The sequence below is a fragment of the Streptomyces sp. NPDC127114 genome (assembly GCF_042677525.1).
GTDB lineage: Bacteria > Actinomycetota > Actinomycetes > Streptomycetales > Streptomycetaceae > Streptomyces.
Genome location: NZ_JBHXTJ010000006.1, coordinates 240,263 through 256,966, shown reverse-complemented (window position 1 = coordinate 256,966; position 16,704 = coordinate 240,263). Strand labels below are relative to the sequence as shown.

The 16,704-nt window shown below is 73.6% G+C and carries 17 protein-coding genes; 8 read left to right on the top strand and 9 right to left on the bottom strand.

All coding sequences use genetic code 11. From position 1 onward, the window contains the following. Positions 1-99: 99 nt before the first annotated feature. A complete protein-coding gene (locus tag ACFVGS_RS09360) occupies positions 100-708 on the bottom strand; it encodes a GNAT family N-acetyltransferase (protein ID WP_385691891.1) in 609 nt (202 codons plus the stop codon). Between the two features lie 241 nt (positions 709-949). Here ACFVGS_RS09360 and ACFVGS_RS09355 point away from each other — a divergent pair, with 241 nt between their 5' ends. Next, positions 950-2,659 (top strand): sigma-70 family RNA polymerase sigma factor, encoded by a 1,710-nt coding sequence (locus ACFVGS_RS09355; RefSeq protein ID WP_385691888.1) that lies wholly within the window; start codon positions 950-952, stop codon positions 2,657-2,659. Positions 2,660-2,761: 102 nt separating this feature from the next. Beyond that, positions 2,762-3,367, top strand: coding sequence for a DUF998 domain-containing protein (locus tag ACFVGS_RS09350; RefSeq protein WP_384408314.1), 606 nt, complete (start codon positions 2,762-2,764; stop codon positions 3,365-3,367). Positions 3,368-3,396: 29 nt separating this feature from the next. Here ACFVGS_RS09350 and ACFVGS_RS09345 read toward each other — a convergent pair whose 3' ends face one another. Next, positions 3,397-4,257 (bottom strand): SDR family NAD(P)-dependent oxidoreductase, encoded by an 861-nt coding sequence (locus tag ACFVGS_RS09345; RefSeq protein ID WP_384408312.1) that lies wholly within the window; start codon positions 4,255-4,257, stop codon positions 3,397-3,399. Positions 4,258-4,363: 106 nt separating this feature from the next. Between ACFVGS_RS09345 and ACFVGS_RS09340 the strand changes: the two genes are divergently transcribed. After that, complete coding sequence (locus tag ACFVGS_RS09340; RefSeq protein ID WP_384408310.1) at positions 4,364-4,717, top strand: MmcQ/YjbR family DNA-binding protein; 354 nt, start codon at positions 4,364-4,366, stop codon at positions 4,715-4,717. A 52-nt stretch (positions 4,718-4,769) separates the two neighbouring features. Here the strand turns inward: ACFVGS_RS09340 and ACFVGS_RS09335 are convergent, their stop codons facing one another. Then, positions 4,770-5,870: a magnesium and cobalt transport protein CorA gene (locus ACFVGS_RS09335; protein WP_384408308.1), complete on the bottom strand. Its 1,101-nt coding sequence runs from the start codon at positions 5,868-5,870 to the stop codon at positions 4,770-4,772. Positions 5,871-5,950: 80 nt separating this feature from the next. Then, complete coding sequence (locus tag ACFVGS_RS09330; RefSeq protein WP_385691884.1) at positions 5,951-6,778, bottom strand: aminotransferase class IV; 828 nt, start codon at positions 6,776-6,778, stop codon at positions 5,951-5,953. A 171-nt stretch (positions 6,779-6,949) separates the two neighbouring features. On the opposite strand from ACFVGS_RS09330, the gene ACFVGS_RS09325 reads away from it, so the two are divergent. After that, positions 6,950-8,389, top strand: coding sequence for an amidase (locus ACFVGS_RS09325; RefSeq protein ID WP_385691944.1), 1,440 nt, complete (start codon positions 6,950-6,952; stop codon positions 8,387-8,389). Positions 8,390-8,407: 18 nt separating this feature from the next. Here ACFVGS_RS09325 and ACFVGS_RS09320 read toward each other — a convergent pair whose 3' ends face one another. Next, on the bottom strand, positions 8,408-8,896 hold the full coding sequence (locus tag ACFVGS_RS09320; RefSeq protein WP_384408304.1) for a carboxymuconolactone decarboxylase family protein: 489 nt from the start codon (positions 8,894-8,896) through the stop codon (positions 8,408-8,410). Positions 8,897-9,206: 310 nt separating this feature from the next. On the opposite strand from ACFVGS_RS09320, the gene ACFVGS_RS09315 reads away from it, so the two are divergent. The 3 genes from ACFVGS_RS09315 (at position 9,207) to ACFVGS_RS09305 (ending at position 11,705) form a co-directional block, all read left to right on the top strand. Further along, complete coding sequence (locus ACFVGS_RS09315; RefSeq protein WP_385691881.1) at positions 9,207-10,022, top strand: helix-turn-helix domain-containing protein; 816 nt, start codon at positions 9,207-9,209, stop codon at positions 10,020-10,022. Positions 10,023-10,129: 107 nt separating this feature from the next. Then, positions 10,130-10,987, top strand: a complete 858-nt coding sequence (locus ACFVGS_RS09310) for a crotonase/enoyl-CoA hydratase family protein (protein ID WP_385691878.1) — start codon at positions 10,130-10,132, stop codon at positions 10,985-10,987. A gap of 97 nt (positions 10,988-11,084) precedes the next feature. Then, complete coding sequence (locus ACFVGS_RS09305) at positions 11,085-11,705, top strand: TOPRIM nucleotidyl transferase/hydrolase domain-containing protein (RefSeq protein ID WP_384408299.1); 621 nt, start codon at positions 11,085-11,087, stop codon at positions 11,703-11,705. Between the two features lie 67 nt (positions 11,706-11,772). On the opposite strand, the gene pucL is transcribed toward ACFVGS_RS09305, so the two are convergent. From pucL to ACFVGS_RS09290, 3 genes are all read right to left on the bottom strand, one after another. Then, positions 11,773-12,693, bottom strand: a complete 921-nt coding sequence (pucL, locus tag ACFVGS_RS09300) for a factor-independent urate hydroxylase (RefSeq protein WP_385691875.1) — start codon at positions 12,691-12,693, stop codon at positions 11,773-11,775. A gap of 197 nt (positions 12,694-12,890) precedes the next feature. Beyond that, positions 12,891-13,337, bottom strand: coding sequence for a nuclear transport factor 2 family protein (locus tag ACFVGS_RS09295; protein ID WP_384408295.1), 447 nt, complete (start codon positions 13,335-13,337; stop codon positions 12,891-12,893). A gap of 87 nt (positions 13,338-13,424) precedes the next feature. Then, entirely contained in the window at positions 13,425-14,120 is a 696-nt protein-coding gene (locus tag ACFVGS_RS09290) for a type 1 glutamine amidotransferase domain-containing protein (RefSeq protein WP_385691872.1), read from the bottom strand. 236 nt (positions 14,121-14,356) lie between these two features. On the opposite strand from ACFVGS_RS09290, the gene ACFVGS_RS09285 reads away from it, so the two are divergent. Continuing rightward, positions 14,357-15,712, top strand: a complete 1,356-nt coding sequence (locus ACFVGS_RS09285) for an MFS transporter (protein WP_385691869.1) — start codon at positions 14,357-14,359, stop codon at positions 15,710-15,712. Positions 15,713-15,727: 15 nt separating this feature from the next. Here the strand turns inward: ACFVGS_RS09285 and ACFVGS_RS09280 are convergent, their stop codons facing one another. Continuing rightward, complete coding sequence (locus tag ACFVGS_RS09280; protein ID WP_384408289.1) at positions 15,728-16,693, bottom strand: LLM class F420-dependent oxidoreductase; 966 nt, start codon at positions 16,691-16,693, stop codon at positions 15,728-15,730. Positions 16,694-16,704 lie beyond the last annotated feature (11 nt).

Here is a 16,704-nt window from a genome sequence, read left to right as displayed (position 1 = left end):
TCAGAGATCACCTCCCCGGTGGAGTAGTGACTATCACGCGCGGCCGACATTCGCACGGCGGTATCCACAGGCCTGCCAGGCCGGGCCCGGAAGCCCTGGTCACACCACGGGTCGGGCCATGAACAGGGCCTTCTCGCCGGCCGACGCGGTGCCGTCGTAGAGGCTCGTGTCGAGACCGCAGAAGGCGAATCCCATCCGGAGATAGGCGCGGACGGCGGGCGCGTTGACGTTGCTGACCTCCAGCCAGACGTGGCCCGCCCCGCACTCCCGGGCGAAGTCGAGTGCGTGGCCCATCAGGGTCCGGCCGATGCCCCGGCCGCGCCAGGCCGGTGCGACCTCGATGTCACGGACGGTGAGACGCGCGTTCCACGGTTCGAAGGAGGTCGCCACGAAGCCGCACAGCTCCTCGCCCGCGACGGCGACCACGGTCCGGCGCGCCGGGAGACCGCCGACCGCGTCCCCGGACCCGTCGTCCTCGCCGTCGCCGTCCGCGCTGTCGTCCCCGCCCTCCTCCCCGTCGTCGGGGAAGACCTTGTGGAGCGGCGGGTCCACCGGCACCGGGAGGATCGTGAACCCGCCGTCGGTCACCATCACTTCGTACACCGTGTCCGTGCTGAACGAGCTGTCGAGCGCCTCCATGGCGGCGCCGTCCTCCGGGCGCGCGGGCCGGTAGACGACGGTTCGTACGGATTCCGTGGACCTGTCCATGATCCGACCGTACCTCCCGTCCCCGGTGGGAGAACCGGGCCGCCCGACGCGACGGCGCCCGTCGCACCGGACTCCCGGAGGACGCGCGCGCGGGCTAGACTCCGCGGCCGGACTCCCGGGGAGGGGCCGCTTTCGGCCTTCTCGAAAATTCCCCGGCGTTTTCCGTTATCCGGCGGGCCTGTCGCGATCTCCCAGGTGTCGGGCATCGGCAACAGGCAGGACGACCAGGATGAGGCAAGGCATGCAAGCACCGCACGGGACCGAGCTGGTGAGGGCCGCGCAGGGTGGTGACCCCGGGGCGCGGGACCGGCTCGTCGCCGCGTACCTGCCGCTCGTCTACAACATCGTCGGACGGGCGATGAACGGGCACCACGACGTGGACGACGTCGTGCAGGAGACCATGCTGCGGGCGCTCGACGGGCTCGGCGGCCTGCGGTCCCCGGACGGCTTCCGGTCCTGGCTGGTCGCCATCGCCATGAACACCCTGCGCGCCCACTGGCACCGGCAGCAGGCCCGCCACGCCGCCGGCACCCTCGACGAGGCCCGCGACCTCGCCGGGCCCGGCGCCGACTTCGTCGAGCTGACCGTGGTCCGGCTGCAGCTCTCCGGGCAGCGGCGCGAGACCGCGGAGGCCACCCGCTGGATGGAGCCCGAGGACAACGCCCTGCTGTCCCTGTGGTGGCTGGAATGCGCCGGCGAACTGACCCGCCACGAGGTCGCCGCCGCCCTGGAACTGCCGACCGAGCACACCGCGGTCCGCATCCAGCGCATGAAGGAACGGCTCGAGACCGCCCGGGTCGTCGTCCGCGCCCTGTCCGCCGCACCGCTGTGCCCGACGCTGCGGGACGGCCTCGCCGGCTGGGACGGCATGCCCTCCGCGCTGTGGCGCAAGCGAATAGCCCGCCACGCCCGTGGCTGCCCGCACTGCGCGGGCCTCTGGCACGGCCTCGTGCCCGCCGAGGGGCTGCTCGCCGGGCTGCTGCTCGTCCCTCCGGCGGCCCTGCTGCTCGGCTCCGTCCGCGAGGCCGCCGGCCTGGGCCCGGCCGCCCTCGCCGCGGCCACGACCACGACGACCGCGGCCACGACCACGACCGCGGCCACGACAGCGGCCGCGACCGCGCACGCCGGGGCCGGGGCGGGCGGAGCCGGACGGGCCCGCCACGCCGCGCACGCCGCCGCACCCGCCACGCGCGGCGCACGCCGCCGGGAGCGGGAGCGCAAGCGCGGCCGGCGCCGCGCGGCCGCCGCCGCGGGCCTCGCCGTCGTCGCGGTCACCGGCGGCACCTTCTACCTCACCACCGGCCCCGACGGCGGCGACCCGGACGCCGTCGACGTGACCCGGGCCGCGGCCCCCGACACCGGCTCCGGTCTGTCGCCCGCCGGCACGGACCCGGCGACCCTCTCGGCGACGCCCAGCCCGAGCCGCTCCACCGCGCAGCCCAGCCGCACGGCCAAGCCCTCGCCCAAGCCCACCAAGGCCGCGACCACGAAGCCCGCACCGCCGCGCACCACCGCCCCGCCCGCGCCCAGCCCGCGGCCCACGGCCACCGGCGGCGGCTCCGGTCCCACCTCCTCGTCCGAGGCCGCCCAGGTCGTCGAACTCACCAACGCCGAGCGCGCGAAGGCCGGCTGCGGGCCGCTGACCGAGAACTCCCTGCTCACCCGTGCCGCCCAGGGCCACTCCGACGACATGGCCGCACGGAACTTCTTCGACCACACCAACCCCGACGGAGCCGGCCCCGGCGACCGTGTCACGGCCGCCGGATACCGCTGGTCGACGTACGGCGAGAACATCGCCAAGGGCCAGCGCACGCCCGCCGAGGTGATGGAGGCCTGGATGAACAGCCCCGGCCACCGCGCCAACATCCTGAACTGCTCCTTCAAGGAGATCGGCATCGGCATCCACTCCGCCGGCGGCCCCTACTGGACGCAGGTCTTCGGCGCTCGGTAACCCCCGCGCCCGCCGGCGGCCCGCCCCTGCTTTCGGGGCGAGGCCACCGGCGCGCGGCGTGCTCCGCCGGCTCGGGCGGGGGGCGCCGCCTACCGTGATCCGATGCGACGCGTTCCGAGATGGACCCTGCTGCCGTCAAGCACGGCGCCCGTCGTGCTGATCGTCGGCTGGTCGGCCGCGGCCGCGCTGGAAGGGCCCTCCTACGACGCCGCACGGCAGACCATCAGCGTCCTCGCGGCCTACGGCGCCGCGGGCTTCTGGGTGATGACCGGCGCGCTGCTGGCCGTGGGCGTGTGCCACCTGGGAACGGCGTGGGGACTGCGCGCCGCGGCCACGCCGGGCCGCGTGGCGCTGGCCGCCGGAGGCATGGCGGCGCTGGCCGTGGCGTTCGTCCCGGCGCCCAGCAGCGGAGGATCGCTGCGGCACGGTTCCGTGGCCGCCACGGGCTTCGCACTGCTCGCGCTGTGGCCGGTGCTCGCCTCCGTACGCGGCGGGGCGACGGCCCCGTGGGCGCTACGGCCCTGGCCCGCCGCCCTGGCCACGGCGTCGATGGGCGCCGGCGCGCTCTGGTACCTGGTGGAGACCGACCGGGCGGGCGCCGCCGGCGTCGCCGAGCGGCTGGTCACCTGCATGCAGTCCCTGTGGCCGCTGGTGGTGGTGCTCTCCTGCCTGTGGCACCAGCGCCGGACCCGCGCCGCCGCGCCCTGACGCCGGTCGGGAGCGGGGCGGCCGGACCGTCAGCCGTTCCGCGGCTCGATGCGGAACGCGAAGCCCAGCGTGCCGGGGTCGATCGCGGTCGCGCCGCCGTCGACGGTGAGCACCGCGCCGTTGACGAAGGAGGCGGCGGGGGAGAGCAGCCAGGCGATCGCCTCGGCCACCTCCCGCGGCTCTCCGGGCCGCCCGGCCGGCAGCACCCGGGTGACCTCCTCGTACGCGGCCTCGACGCCGCTCCGGCCCGTCCCGGTCCCGCCGGTCCCGCCCGCCGGGCCGCCGTCCAGGCCCGCCTCCTCCGCGAAGCGGTTCATGCGCCGGTCCGCCATGTCCGTGCGCACCCAGCTCGGGCACACGGTGTTGGCGCGCAGCCCGGCACCGCCGTAGTCGACCGCGAGCGAACGGCACAGCTGGAGCAGCGCCGCCTTGGAGGTGGCGTAGGCGGCGTTGCCGACGCCGTTGCGCAGCGCGGACACCGAGGCGACCGCGACCACCGACCCGCGGGCCTCCAGGAGGTGCGGCAGCGCGGCGCGCAGCAGATGGAACGGCCCGGTGAGGTTGGTGCGCATGACCGCGTCCCAGTCCTCGGGCGTCACTTCGCCGACGCCCCCGCCACGGCCGATCCCGGCGTTGAGCACGAGGCCGTCGAGCCGCCCGTACGCGCCGATCGCCGCGTCGACGAGCGCGCGCACGGCGTCCGGGTCGCCGATGTCCGACGGCACGGCGAGCGCGCCGGTCTCCTCCGCGACCAGGTGCAGCGGCTCGGGACGGCGTCCCGAGACCACGACCCGGTGTCCCGCGGCGGCCAGCAGCCGCGCGGTCGCGGCGCCGATGCCGGTGCCGCCGCCGGTCACGAGACACACGCGCTGGTCCGGGTCCTCCGCCATGCCGGTCACGCCTCCGTGGTCTGTCGGCCGCCCTCGTCCGCGCGTGCCGCCGTCGTGATGATCATAGGCACGGCCGATGTCGGTGGCCCGTCGTAGGGTCGGCCACATGAGCACTTCCGACGAAGTCCGCGCGCTCGCGCTCGCCCTGCCGGAGACGACGGAGAAGGTGGCCTGGTCCATGCCCACCTTCCGGGTCGCCGGGAAGATGTTCCTGACGCTTCCGGAGGACGAGACGTCGATGGCGGTCCGCTGCCCGAAGCTGGAGCGCGACGAGCTGGTCCTCGCGGAGCCGGAGAAGTTCTGGGTCGCGGACCACGAGGCGGCGTTCGCGTGGGTACGGGTGCGGCTCGCGGCCGTCGAGGACCCGGAGGAGCTGCGCGCGATCGTCGTCGACTCCTGGCAGCAGGCCGCCCCGCCCCGGCTGCTCAAGGACCACCCGGAGCTCGCGGCCCCGGCGTAGGCCGTCTCCTCCGGATCAGGGCCGGAGGCGCCCCGGCGCCGCGAACGGCGGGCTACAGCCAGCCGTTGCGCTTGAAGCCGCGGTGGATGACCACGCAGGCGGCCGCCATGACCACGAGGACGAGGGGATAGCCGAACCGCCACTTCAGCTCGGGCATGTGCTCGAAGTTCATGCCGTACACCCCGCACACCATGGTCGGCACGGCGATGATGGCGGCCCAGGCCGTGATCTTGCGCATGTCCTCGTTCTGGGCGACGGTCACCTGGGCGAGGTGCGCCTGGAGGATCGAGTCGATCAGGACGTCGAAGCCGTTGATCTGCTCGGTGACGCGGGCGAGGTGGTCGGAGACGTCACGGAAGTACGGCTGTATCGCCGGGTCGACGACGGCCGGCGGCCGGGAGATCAGCGCCTCCAGCGGGCGGGCCAGGGGAACGGTGGCCCGCTTGAGTTCCAGGAGTTCGCGCTTGAGCTGGTAGATGCGCCCGGGGTCCGGCGGCGTCTTCGTCCGGGGCGCGAAGACCTCGGTCTCCACCTGCTCGATGTCGTTCTGGACCGCGTCCACGACCGCGAGGTAGTCGTCGACCACCTGGTCGGCGATCGCGTGCAGCACGGACGAAGGCCCCTGCTGCAGCTGCTCGGGGCTTGCCTCCAGGGCCTCGCGCAGCGGACCGAGGGAGCCGTGCCGGCCGTGCCGTACGGTGACCACGAAGTCGGGGCCCGTGAAGACCATGATCTCGCCGGTGTCGACGACCTCGCTGGTGGCCGTGAGCTGCTCGTGCTCGACGTACGTGACGGTCTTGAACACGGCGAACAGGACGTCCCCGTACTGCTCCAGCTTGGGCCGCTGGTGGGCGTGGACGGCGTCCTCGACGGCGAGGGGATGGAGGTCGAAGAGCTCGGCCACGCCCTCGAACTCCCGCTCGCTCGGCTCGTGCAGGCCCAGCCACACGAAGCCGCCGCGACCGCCGTGCTTGCGCAGGTGGCGGACCGTCTCGGCGACCCCGCCCGCGTCCGGAAGGCGCCGGCCGTCGTGGTAGCCGACGCAGTTCACCACGGTGCTGCCGAGCGGTGAGCGGGCCGGGTGGCTGAGGTCCACCCGGCGCCCGCGCCGGGCGAGTCGGGCCATCTTCCGCAGGCCGCCGACCATCGACATCCCAAGGCTCCTTCGCTGAGGTGGCCGTTCAGTCTGCCAGAGGCCGGCGGCGCGGTACGGGGCGCGGGGGGACGGTCCGGCTACAGCCGCTCCGCGGGGACGGCGAGGTAGGCCTCGCGGAGTTCCGCGAGGACCGGATCGTCGTCGGGGAAGCGCAGACCGTCGACCTCGCGGACGGCGCGGACGCCGATCGCCGCGTTGGTGGCGAAGGCCGCGCGCAGGGCGGGGAGTTCGGCGGTGTGCACGGGACGGGCCAGGGCGCCGGGACGCGCCTCCCGCAGCAGCCGCATGGTCACCCCGGACAGCACCTCCGCCTGCGGCCACACCACCTGGCCGTCGCCGTCCACGAAGCCCACGTTCCAGGTGCAGCCCTCGGAGACCAGCTCACCCGGCTCCGTGCCGCCGGGCTCCGTGCCGCCCTGCCCCGTGCCGCGGGGCTCCGTGAAGAGCACGTCGTCGAAGCCCGCGAGCCGGGCCGCGCGCCGCAGCGCCAGCTGACCGAAGAGCGCGACGTGCTTCACGCCGGCGGCGTCGCGGCGGTACGGGCGGGCGGTCACCCGCAGTGGCGGCGGGAAGAGCGTGCCCGCCGGCCGCGTCGTCACCAGGACGTGGGGGTCGGCCCCCTCGCCCGGCCGCGTGATGTCCAGGGCCGGGTCGAAGACGGTGACGCGGACGGTCGACGGCCCCGGCCGTCCGCCCGCCGCCTCCCGCACGTACCCCCGTACCCGCTCCGGATCGAGTTCCGCGCCGAAGACGGCGGAGCAGTCCCGTACCAGGCGGTCGAGGTGCAGGGAGAGCCCGCGCACCGCGCCGTCCTCCACGCGCAGGGTGGTGAAATGCCCGTAGTTGGTGAGAGCGAGGGCGGTCAGCTGGGCGAGGGACGCGGGGGCTCCGTTGACAGTTGCCATGACCTCAGTCTGACGGCCCGATCCCCTCGCGGGTTACTTGCTGGTACGGAATGATGGTGTCCGACCATCATCCACACGCATTCCACACGCCCGGGGGCTGAGGCAGCGGTGACGACTTCCCATTCGGATTCCCCTTCCGATTCCCGATCCGATGCGCGATCCGATGCGCGAATCGACTCCCGATCCGAGGAACGGACCAGGGTGCACGCCTTCCGGGACGACGCCCTGGGCGAGCACGACGCGGTCGGGCTCGCCGCGGCGATCCGGCGGGGCGAGGTCGCCGCCGCCGAGGTCGCACGGGACGCGGCGGAGCGCGTACGGTCCGTGGACGACCGCCTCCACGCGGTCCAGCTCTCCACCGACCCCACGACCGCGGCCCTCGCCGCCGGCCCGGCCGCCGTCGCCGGAGGCGGGGCCTTCGCCGGCGTACCGAGCTTCGTCAAGGACAACACCGACCAGCGCGGCCTGCCCACCGGCCACGGCAGCGCGGCCTTCACCCCGCGCGCCGCCCGCCGGGACGCGCCCTTCGCCCGGCAGTTCCTGGCCACCGGCGTCACGGTCCTCGGCAAGACCCGGCTGCCCGAGTTCGGGTTCAGCCCGTCGACGGAGTTCGAGGGCGCCGAGCCGGTCCGCAACCCCTGGAACCCCGGCCACTCGGCGGGCGGTTCGTCCGGCGGCAGCGCGGCCCTCGTGGCGGCCGGAGCCGTGCCGATCGCGCACGCCAACGACGGCGGCGGCTCGATCCGCATCCCGTCCGCGTGCTGCGGACTCGTCGGCCTCAAGCCGACCCGCGGCCGCGTCGTGCCCAACGCCCAGAGCCGCCAACTGCCCCTCGACATCGTCTCGGACGGCGTCGTGAGCCGCTCGGTACGGGACACCGCCGCGTTCCTCGCCGCCGCCGAACGCCACTGGCGCAACCCCAAGCTGCCGCCGGTGGGCCTCGTCGAAGGCCCCTCGGGCCGCCGGCTGCGCATCGGCCTGCTGGTCGACTCCCCGAACGGCGTCCGCTCCGACGCGACCACCCGCGAGGCGGTCACCGAGACCGCGGCGACGCTCGAACGGCTCGGGCACACCGTGGAGCCCGTGCGACCGGCCATCGACCCGCGGTTCACCGACGACTTCCTCACGTACTGGGGGATGTTGTCGTTCCTGATCGGCGCCACCGGCCGGGCCCTCGGGGCGGACTTCGACCGCCGCCGCATGGACGGCCTGAGCCGCGGTCTTCGCGAGACCTACCTCGAGAACTGGCGCGGCACCCCGGGCGTCCTGCGCCGACTGCGCCGCACGAAGGAGGCGTACGCGGCGGCCTTCCGCGGCCACGACCTGCTCCTGTCCCCGGTCCTCGCCCACACGACGCCGCCGATCGGCCACCTCAGCCCGGCGGTGCCGTACCAGACGCTGATCGAACGGATCCTCGCGTACGTCGCGTTCACCCCGATCGACAACGTGGTCGGCACCCCGTCGCTGTCCCTGCCGGGACCCGTCGCCACGCCCGAGGGCCTCCCCGTCGGCGTCATGTTCTCGGCCCGCCCCGGCGCCGAACGCACCCTGCTGGACGTCGCGTTCACCCTGGAGTCGGAGCGCCCGTTCCGCCGCATCCAGGACGCGTGAGCCGGGACCCCGGCCCGTTCAGTCCCACTGGTTGTCGGCGAGGGAGGTGACGGGCTGGGGCTTGCCGATGACGGCCACGGCGATGAAGAAGCTGATCTGCCCGATGGCGATCATGAGGGTGGCGAGGGCCTTGTCGTCGTAGTGCTTCGCGGCCTCGGCGTAGAGCTCGTCCGTCACCCGCTCGCGGCCGTGCGGGGCGGGCTGGAGGGTGGCCTCGAGCAGGGCGAGCGCGGCGCGCTCCGCGTCGGTGAAGTACGGCGCGTCCTGCCAGGAGGAGACGGCGGTGATCCGCTCCTCGGTCTCGCCCGCCTTGCGGAGGAAGCCGGTGTTGAGGATGGTCAGGTAGGTGTTGCCCGCGATCTGACCGGCACGCAGGTGGATGAGGTTGATGGTGTTGCGGGGCACCGAGCGGTTGCCGGTCGCGCGGAAGAACGCGGCGCTGATGTCGCTGAGCTCCGGGACGAACTCGCCGGGGTTGGGCATGCGTGAGATCGAGGGCTTCGTCATGACGGGTGTCTCCTTCGTGTCGGTCTGCCGGGGCGCCGTGCGCCTCTTCGGCGTCTTCACAGCACTGACGGACCGGCGGAAGAAGATGTGACGGGAACCGGGACATCTGCCGATCGGATCGCTGCGGTCGTGCCCACGGCCTGCCGGGGGCATCGACCACCGGTGCCCCGGATCCCCCGTTCGGTCCGGGGCGCCGGTGGTTCGCGGGATGGAGTCTTCCGTCGGCCCGCCCGGCTTTCCAGGGGATGATCAGGCAGATAATGAGAGCCCGCCGGCGGCGGTCGGCGGCCGTCCGGACGAAAGGTGCCGCATGAGACTCTCGGCCAGTGACCGAGGCCGTCTGAAGGAGATCCTTCAGAAGCGCCGGGCCGCGCTCGACCCCGTGACCATGGGGTTCCCGGAGCGGCGGCCCGGCCCCGGGCGCCGGGCCGCCGGACTGAGCCAGGAGCAGATGGACGTGCTGCTCACGCGGACGGTCGGCACCTACAACCGGTTCGAGAACGGTCAGCTCGCCAACCCGGCCACCGACTTCCTCACCGCGGTCGCCCGGACCCTCCGGCTGGACGAACACGAGTGGGCCTTCCTGTGGCAGCTGCTCCGCAAGGAGCGCCCGCCGCATCCGCTGCACAGCAGCTCCGGCATGTCCATAGCCGGGGTCTGGCATCGGATCATCGACCGCGTCGGCGACTCCGTGGCCTTCGTCCACGACGCCGAGTGGAACGTGCTCGTCCACAACGAGGGGTTCCGCCGCTTCTTCCCGCGCGGGCAGGCCCCGGCCAACATCATGCGCTACATGCTGCTCGACCCCGAGGCCCGCACCGAGGTCCTCACCGACTGGGAGACCCAGTGGGTGCCGGCCATGATGCCGCACCTGAAGCACACCGCCGCCCTGCGCTCCGGCAACGACGGCCTTGCCCGCCTCGAGCGCGACGTCCTCGCCGACCCCGTGACCGGCCCGCTCTACCGCGACTGCGCCTCCGCCCCGATCCCCTTCTACGACGGCTCGGAACTCCCGGTGCGCCACGCCGTATACGGCCCCGGCCGGCTCACGACCTGCCTCGCCGACCTCGTCGCCGCCCCGGGCGCCCGGCTGAACATCAGCCTGTTCACGGCCGACGCCCCGTGATCGTCGGCTGACCGCCGGCTGCCGGCTCCGCGACACGATCCGGGCCTCGGTTGCCGACGGCGTGGCGGGGCCTGGTGGTGTGGTGGCGGGGGCGTGAGAATGCGGGCATGACCGACGCCGCCGCGCCCCGGCCCCCGGCCCCGATCCCGGCCTCGCCCTCGCCCTCGCCCTCGCGTGAGCGGGATCCGGACATCCGCCCTTCCGTACGTGTCGAGCGGGACGGGCCGGTGACGACCGTCGTGCTGTCACGGCCCGCCGCCCGCAACGCCGTGGACGGTCCGACCGCGGCCCGACTGGCCGAGGCCTTCCGGGAGTTCGAGGCGGACGACGAGGCCTCGGTCGCCGTGCTGTGGGGCGAAGGCGGGACGTTCTGCGCCGGCGCGGACCTCAAGGCCGTGGGCACCGAGCGCGGCAACCGGGTGGCCGAGGACGGCGACGGCCCCATGGGACCGACCCGGCTGCGCCTGACCAAGCCGGTCATCGCGGCCGTCGCCGGACACGCCGTGGCCGGCGGTCTCGAACTCGCCCTGTGGTGCGACCTGCGGGTGGTCGAGGAGGACGCCGTCCTCGGCGTGTTCTGCCGTCGCTGGGGCGTGCCGCTGATCGACGGCGGCACCGTCCGCCTGCCCCGGCTGATCGGCGAGAGCCGCGCCATGGACCTGATCCTCACCGGCCGGCCCGTCCCGGCCGCCGAGGCCCACGCCATCGGCCTCGCCAACCGCCTCGTCCCGCCGGGCCGTTCGCGCGCCGCGGCGGAGGCGCTCGCCCACGAGATCGCCGCCTTCCCACAACGGTGTCTGCGCCACGACCGGCTGTCCGTCCGCGAACAGCACGGCCTGCCCGAGCCCGAGGCCCTGGCCGCCGAACTCCGCCACGGCATGGTCCCGTTGTCGGCGGGCGAGACCACGGCGGGTGCCGCTCGCTTCGCGTCGGGCGCCGGACGGCACGGCTCCTTCGACGACTGAACGGAGCGGCGGCAGGAGGGGCCAGGCCGGAGCCCGACGCCCGTCCACCGGCGGAAATTGCCTGGCGTGGCGCCCGCGAGGGCCGGAGACTCGTCCCATGAGTGACATGGAGGCGTTCCGGCAGGCGGTCACCACGTGGGCGGCCGGCGGCCCCGGTGACCCGGCGCGGGAGCTCGCGGCACGTCTGCCCGTACGGACCGTCGTCCTGCTCGAAGGGCTGAGCGACGTCGCCGCCGTCGAGGCGCTCGCCGCGCGCCGCGGCCGCGACCTGGCGGCCGAGGGCGTCTGCGTCCTGTCCATGAACGGCGCGATGAACGTGGCCCGTTTCGCGCGCCTCCTCGGCCCGCCCGGCCTCGGCCTGCGCCTCACCGGCCTGTGCGACGAGCGGGAGCGCGGCTATTACGCGCGCGGCTGGGAGCGGGCGGGCGTGTCGGACGGGCAGGAGTTCCATGTCTGCGAGGCGGACCTGGAGGACGAACTCATCCGCGCGCTCGGCCACGAGCGGGTGCGCGAAGTCGTCGAGGCGCAGGGCGACCTGCGCCCCCTGCAGACCTTCCTGCGCCAGCCCGAACAGCGCACCCGTACACCGCAGCAGCAGCTCCGCCGCTTCCTCGGTACGAAGAAGGGCCGCAAGATCCACTACGGCCGAGCCCTGGTCGAGGCCCTCCCTCAGGCCGGCGCGCCCACCCCGCTCGACGCGCTGCTGACCGGCCTGTGACCGGCCTCCGGCCGGTGCCGGGCCGGTCAGCCGGCACCGGCCGCGGCGGCGCCGAGCGGGAGAGGTGTCAGGCGGTGATCCAGTCGCTGGTGGCGATGACCGGCTGGACGCCGTCGCGGTGGATGGTGCCCTCGATCAGGCCGTACATCCGGTCCGCGGCGTAGTACACCTCGTTGTCGTTCTTCAGGCCGAAGGGCTCGAGGTCGACGAGGAAGTGGTGCTTGTTGGGCAGGTTGAGGCGGACCTCGTTCACGCTTCCGCAGTGGTCCAGGACCCGCTCCGCCATCGCGTTGAGCGTCTGCTGCAGCGAGTAGCTGTAGGTCTCGGCGAACGCCTCCAGCATGTGCCGCCTGACCTGCTTGTACGAGCGGTCCCAGTCGAAGTCCGGCTCGCCGGCGGCGCTCGCGGAGTGGGCCCAGCGGGCCGTGACCTTGGTGGCCAGGATCCGGTCGTAGGCCTCCTGGAGGGTCGTGTACCTGTCCTTGATGAAGCCGTGGAACTCGGAGTTGGTCGAGTTCATGACGGTCAGTTCCTTCAGGCCCGAGATGACCTGGAGCTGCCCGGTGTGGCCGCTGTACGTGACCTGCGCGGTGCGCACCTCCTGGCCCCTGCGGACGAAGGAGTGCTGTTCGGCGCGCGTGGGCACGGAGATCCGGTCCCAGCCGAACTCCTCGACCCGGATCTGCGCCTCGTGGATCACCGGCTGGGAGTGGACGAAGTGCTTGGCCAGCAGGATCGCGAACGCCTCGGGCGAGGCGATGCCGTGTTCCTTGGCAAAGGCGTAGACGGTGTTCTTGGTGGTGTCGGTCGGCAGACAGTTGCCGTTGTCGCCGGTCAGATGGACCTCGCGGAACTCGCCGCGCAGCGCGACGGAGACGTTCAGGTCGCGGATCTCGTGCCAGGCGCCCTCGTTGCCCTGACGGGTGATCTTGACGATGCGGTTCTCGGCCTTGCCGTACTGGTTCTGGGCGAGGACGTGCTTGCTCATGGCGTTGCTCCTGCGGGTACGTGGAAACGTGGTCCCCGTACGCCCGGCGTCCAGCGCACGCGCATCGCGTGACGCTCCCCGCCGTCCGGCCCCGCGCCAGTAGGGCCGCCCCGGGACTGACGAGCATCCCGGTCCGTAGGTGTGTTCGCCACGGATTGCAGCACAGGCCTCCCCTGATCGACAAGAGGCGGGAACGGTCATCCGCCGAAATGCCGGCCGCCGTCGGCAGCCGCCGAGGCCCCGGCGGCCCCTGCGGCCTCCGTGGCCTCGGCGGCGATCCGGTCGAACTGCGCCCCCATGGCCTCGGAGAGTGCCTGGGCGGCGGACAGCGGCCGGACCATCACCGTGAAGTCGTCGATCCGGCCGTCCTCGTCGAGGTGCAGGAAGTCGCAGCCGTCGATCTCCCGGTCGCCGACCTTCGCCTTGAAGACCAGGGCGTGGTCGCGCCCGTCCGCGCCGACGATCTCCCGTACGTAGCGGAAGTCGGTGAAGACCCGGGTGACACCGCGCAGGATGGCCGCCGTGATCGCCTTGCCCGGGTACGGCTTGAAGGCCACGGGGCTGGTGAAGACGACGTCCTCGGCGAGGAGGGCTTCGATCGCGGCGTGGTCGCCGGCCTCGACCGCCTGACGGAATGCCTTCATCCTGACCTCCATGACTAGTCAATTAATTGAGTAGGTGGGAGGAGGTTAGAGGCTCCGGCGGCGATCGGTCCAGTCCTGCCAGGGGTCTCAGGCCAGCTTCTTCAGCAGCTCGGCGGCGAGCGGGGCGGAGGAGGCCGGGTTCTGGCCGGTGACCAGGTTGCGGTCGACGACGACGTGCGGAGCCCACGGCTCGCCGGCGTTCACGACCACGCCCGCCTCGACGAGCCGGGTCTCCAGGAGCCACTTCGCGCGCTCGCCGAGGCCGGCCTGCATCCCCTCGGCGTTCGTGAACGCGGCCACCTCGTAGCCCGCGAAGGCGTTGCCGCCGTCCGCCTTCTCGGCGGCGAGCAGCGCGGCCGGACCGTGGCAGACGACGCCGAGCGGCCTGCCCGACTCCAGGGCGTCGACCAGCAGCCGCCCCGAGGCGGCGTTCACCGCGAGGTCCTCCATCGGGCCGTGGCCGCCGGGGTAGAAGACGGCGTCGTAGTGCGCGAGGTCGACGTCCTCCAGCTTCACCGGGTTCCGGATCTCGTCCATGGCGGCCAGCGCCGCGGCGATCCGGTCGGCGCCCTCCTGTCCGCCGTTGGCCTCCGCGGCGAGGCTGCCGGCGTCGACCGGCGGCTCGACGCCGCCCGGCGTCGCGACGACGATCTCGTGCCCGGCCGCGGTGAAGGCCTCGTACGGCGTGACGGCCTCCTCGGCCCAGAAGCCGGTGGGGTGCTCGGTGCCGTCGGCCAGCGTCCAGCGGTCGGCGCCGGTCATCACGAAAAGGATCTTCGACATGGGAGTGCTCCAGAAGTCGGGCCCCGGGGGGGCGGCGGAAGGGGCGATGACGTCGACGGTAGGACGACCCGCCCATAGGCATCCAATGAAGAAGGCGATGTCTGCCATGCGATATCCGATGGGAAGGCTGTCGCATCGGCGGGTGCCACGACCCCGGGGGCGCCGCCACCCGCCTGACGGCGGCGTCGGCCGGGGGGCGGTGCGTAGGGCGTCCGAAGGCCGGGCAGATCGTGATCATGACAGAATCCCCGTCCCTGTCCCCGTCCCCGTCGCCGTCCGCCTCCTCGCCGACGTCCGCCTCCGCTCCCGTGCCGCCCGCCCCCGCCCTCCCGGCGCCACCGGCCCGGCCGTTACGGCAACTGCTCGCCGCCTCCGTCGGCAACGCCGTCGAGTGGTACGACTGGTACGCGTACACCTTCCTCGCCGCCTACCTGGCTCGCCAGGTCTTCCCACCCGGCACCGGGAACTCGCTGGTCCCGCTCCTGTCCACGTTCGCCGTCTTCGCCGTCGGCTTCTTCATGCGCCCGGTCGGCGGGCTGCTCATGGGCGCCGTCGCCGACCGGCGGGGCCGCCGCACCGCTCTCACCGTCACCATCCTGCTGATGGGCGGCAGCAGCCTGCTGGTCGGCCTCACGCCCACCTACGCCGCCGCCGGAGTCCTCGCCCCCGTCGTGCTCGTGACGGCCCGGCTGCTCCAAGGCCTCTCCGTCGGAGGAGAGTTCGCCGCGTCGACCACCTTCCTGGTGGAATCGGCTGGCCCCGGCCGCCGCGGACTCTTCTCCTCCTTCCAGTACGTCTCCACGTCCGTCGGCCAGCTCGCCGCCTCCGGCACCGCGGCGCTCCTCGTCGCCGTGCTGCCCGCGGACGCCATGGACGGCTGGGGCTGGCGCGTACCGTTCCTGCTCGGCGCGGTGCTCAGCCTCGCGGGCTTCTGGATCCGCCGCGGCGCCGAGGAGACCCGCGGCGGCCACCGCGCAGAGGACCGCCGGCCCGGACTGCTCGACGCGCTCCGCCACCACCCGCGGGCATCGCTGCTGATCTGCGGCATCACCGCGGGCGGCACCCTCGCGTACTACACCTGGACCTCCTACCTTCCGACCTACGCGGAGCTCGAGACCGGCATCGCCAAGGAGGACGCGCTGCTCGCCGGCACCCTCTCCCTCGCTTTCTTCGCCGCGCTGCAGCCGCTCGGCGGCGCCCTGTCCGACCGCTTCGGGCGCAGGCCGGCCCTGCTGTTCTTCGGGCTGGGCTTCGCGGTGTTCGTGGTGCCCCTGCTGCGTGCGCTCGACGGCTCCTTCCTCAACCTGCTCCTCGTCCAGGGCGCGGGCATGGTGCTGCTGACCGGCTTCACGTCGGTCTCGGCCGCGGTGAACGCGGAGACGTTCCCCGCGCGCGTACGGGCCGCGGGCATCGGCTTCCCGTACTCGCTGACCGTCGCGCTCTTCGGCGGGACGGCGCCCTACGTCGGCACGCTGGTGAAGGACCTGGGCAGGCCGGAACTGTTCCCCTGGTACGTCGCGGCGCTGTGCCTGGTGTCGTCCGTCGTGTACCTGCGGCTGCCGGAGACCGCCGGCAAGCCCCTCGACCGCTGACCCCGGACGGCGGGCTCAGCGCTCGCGCAGGGCCGGCAGCAGCGTGTCCTCGGCCCACCGCAGGAACGGGCGCTGCTGCCCGCCGCCGATCTGGACCAGGGCGAGATCGGTGAAACCGGCCTCCTCGTACGCCCGCGCCGCCTTCACGACCGCGTCGGGATCGTCCCCGCAGGGGAACGCCTCGGCCACGTCCTCCGGGCGGACGTGCGCGGCGGCCTGGTCGAAGCCCGCGGGCAGGGGCAGCTCGGCGTTCATGCGCCAGCCGCCGAGCGCCCAGCGGAACTGCGCGTGCGCGCGGGCCACCGCCGCGTCCCGGTCGGTGTCGTAACAGACCGGGAGCTGGCCGATCCGGGGCTTGCCCGCACCGCCGTGGGCGTCGAAGGCGTCGACGAGCTCGCGCTCCGGCTCGGTGGCGATCAGCAGGTCGCCGTGGCTGCCCGCGAGGGCGCAGGAGCGGGGGCCGGAGGCGGCGATCCCGATGGGCGGCGGGGTCTCGGGCAGGTCCCACAGCCGGGCGGCGTCGACCTGGAAGTGCCGTCCGTGCCGGGTCACGTACTCTCCCGTGAACAGGGCCCGGATGATCCCGACGGCCTCCTCGAGCCGGTCGAGCCGGACCCGGGCGGAGGGCCAGCCCGCGCCGACGACGTGTTCGTTGAGGTTCTCGCCGGATCCGAGGCCGAGCCGGAACCGGCCCTCGGACAGGAGCTGCACGGTCGCCGCCTTCTGCGCGACCACCGCCGGGTGGTAGCGGAAGGTCGGGCAGGTCACGAACGTCATCAGCGGGATGCTGGACGTGGCCTGCGCGGCCGCCCCCAGCACGCTCCACACGTACGGGGCGTGCCCCTGGGACTCCAGCCACGGGAAGGAGTGGTCCGAGACCACGGAGAAGTCGAAGCCCACGGCCTCCGCCTCGACCACGTCCCGGACCAGCTCACGCGGGCCGGTCTGCTCGGTCATCATCGTGTAGCCGATGTGCATCATGTGCCGCGCGG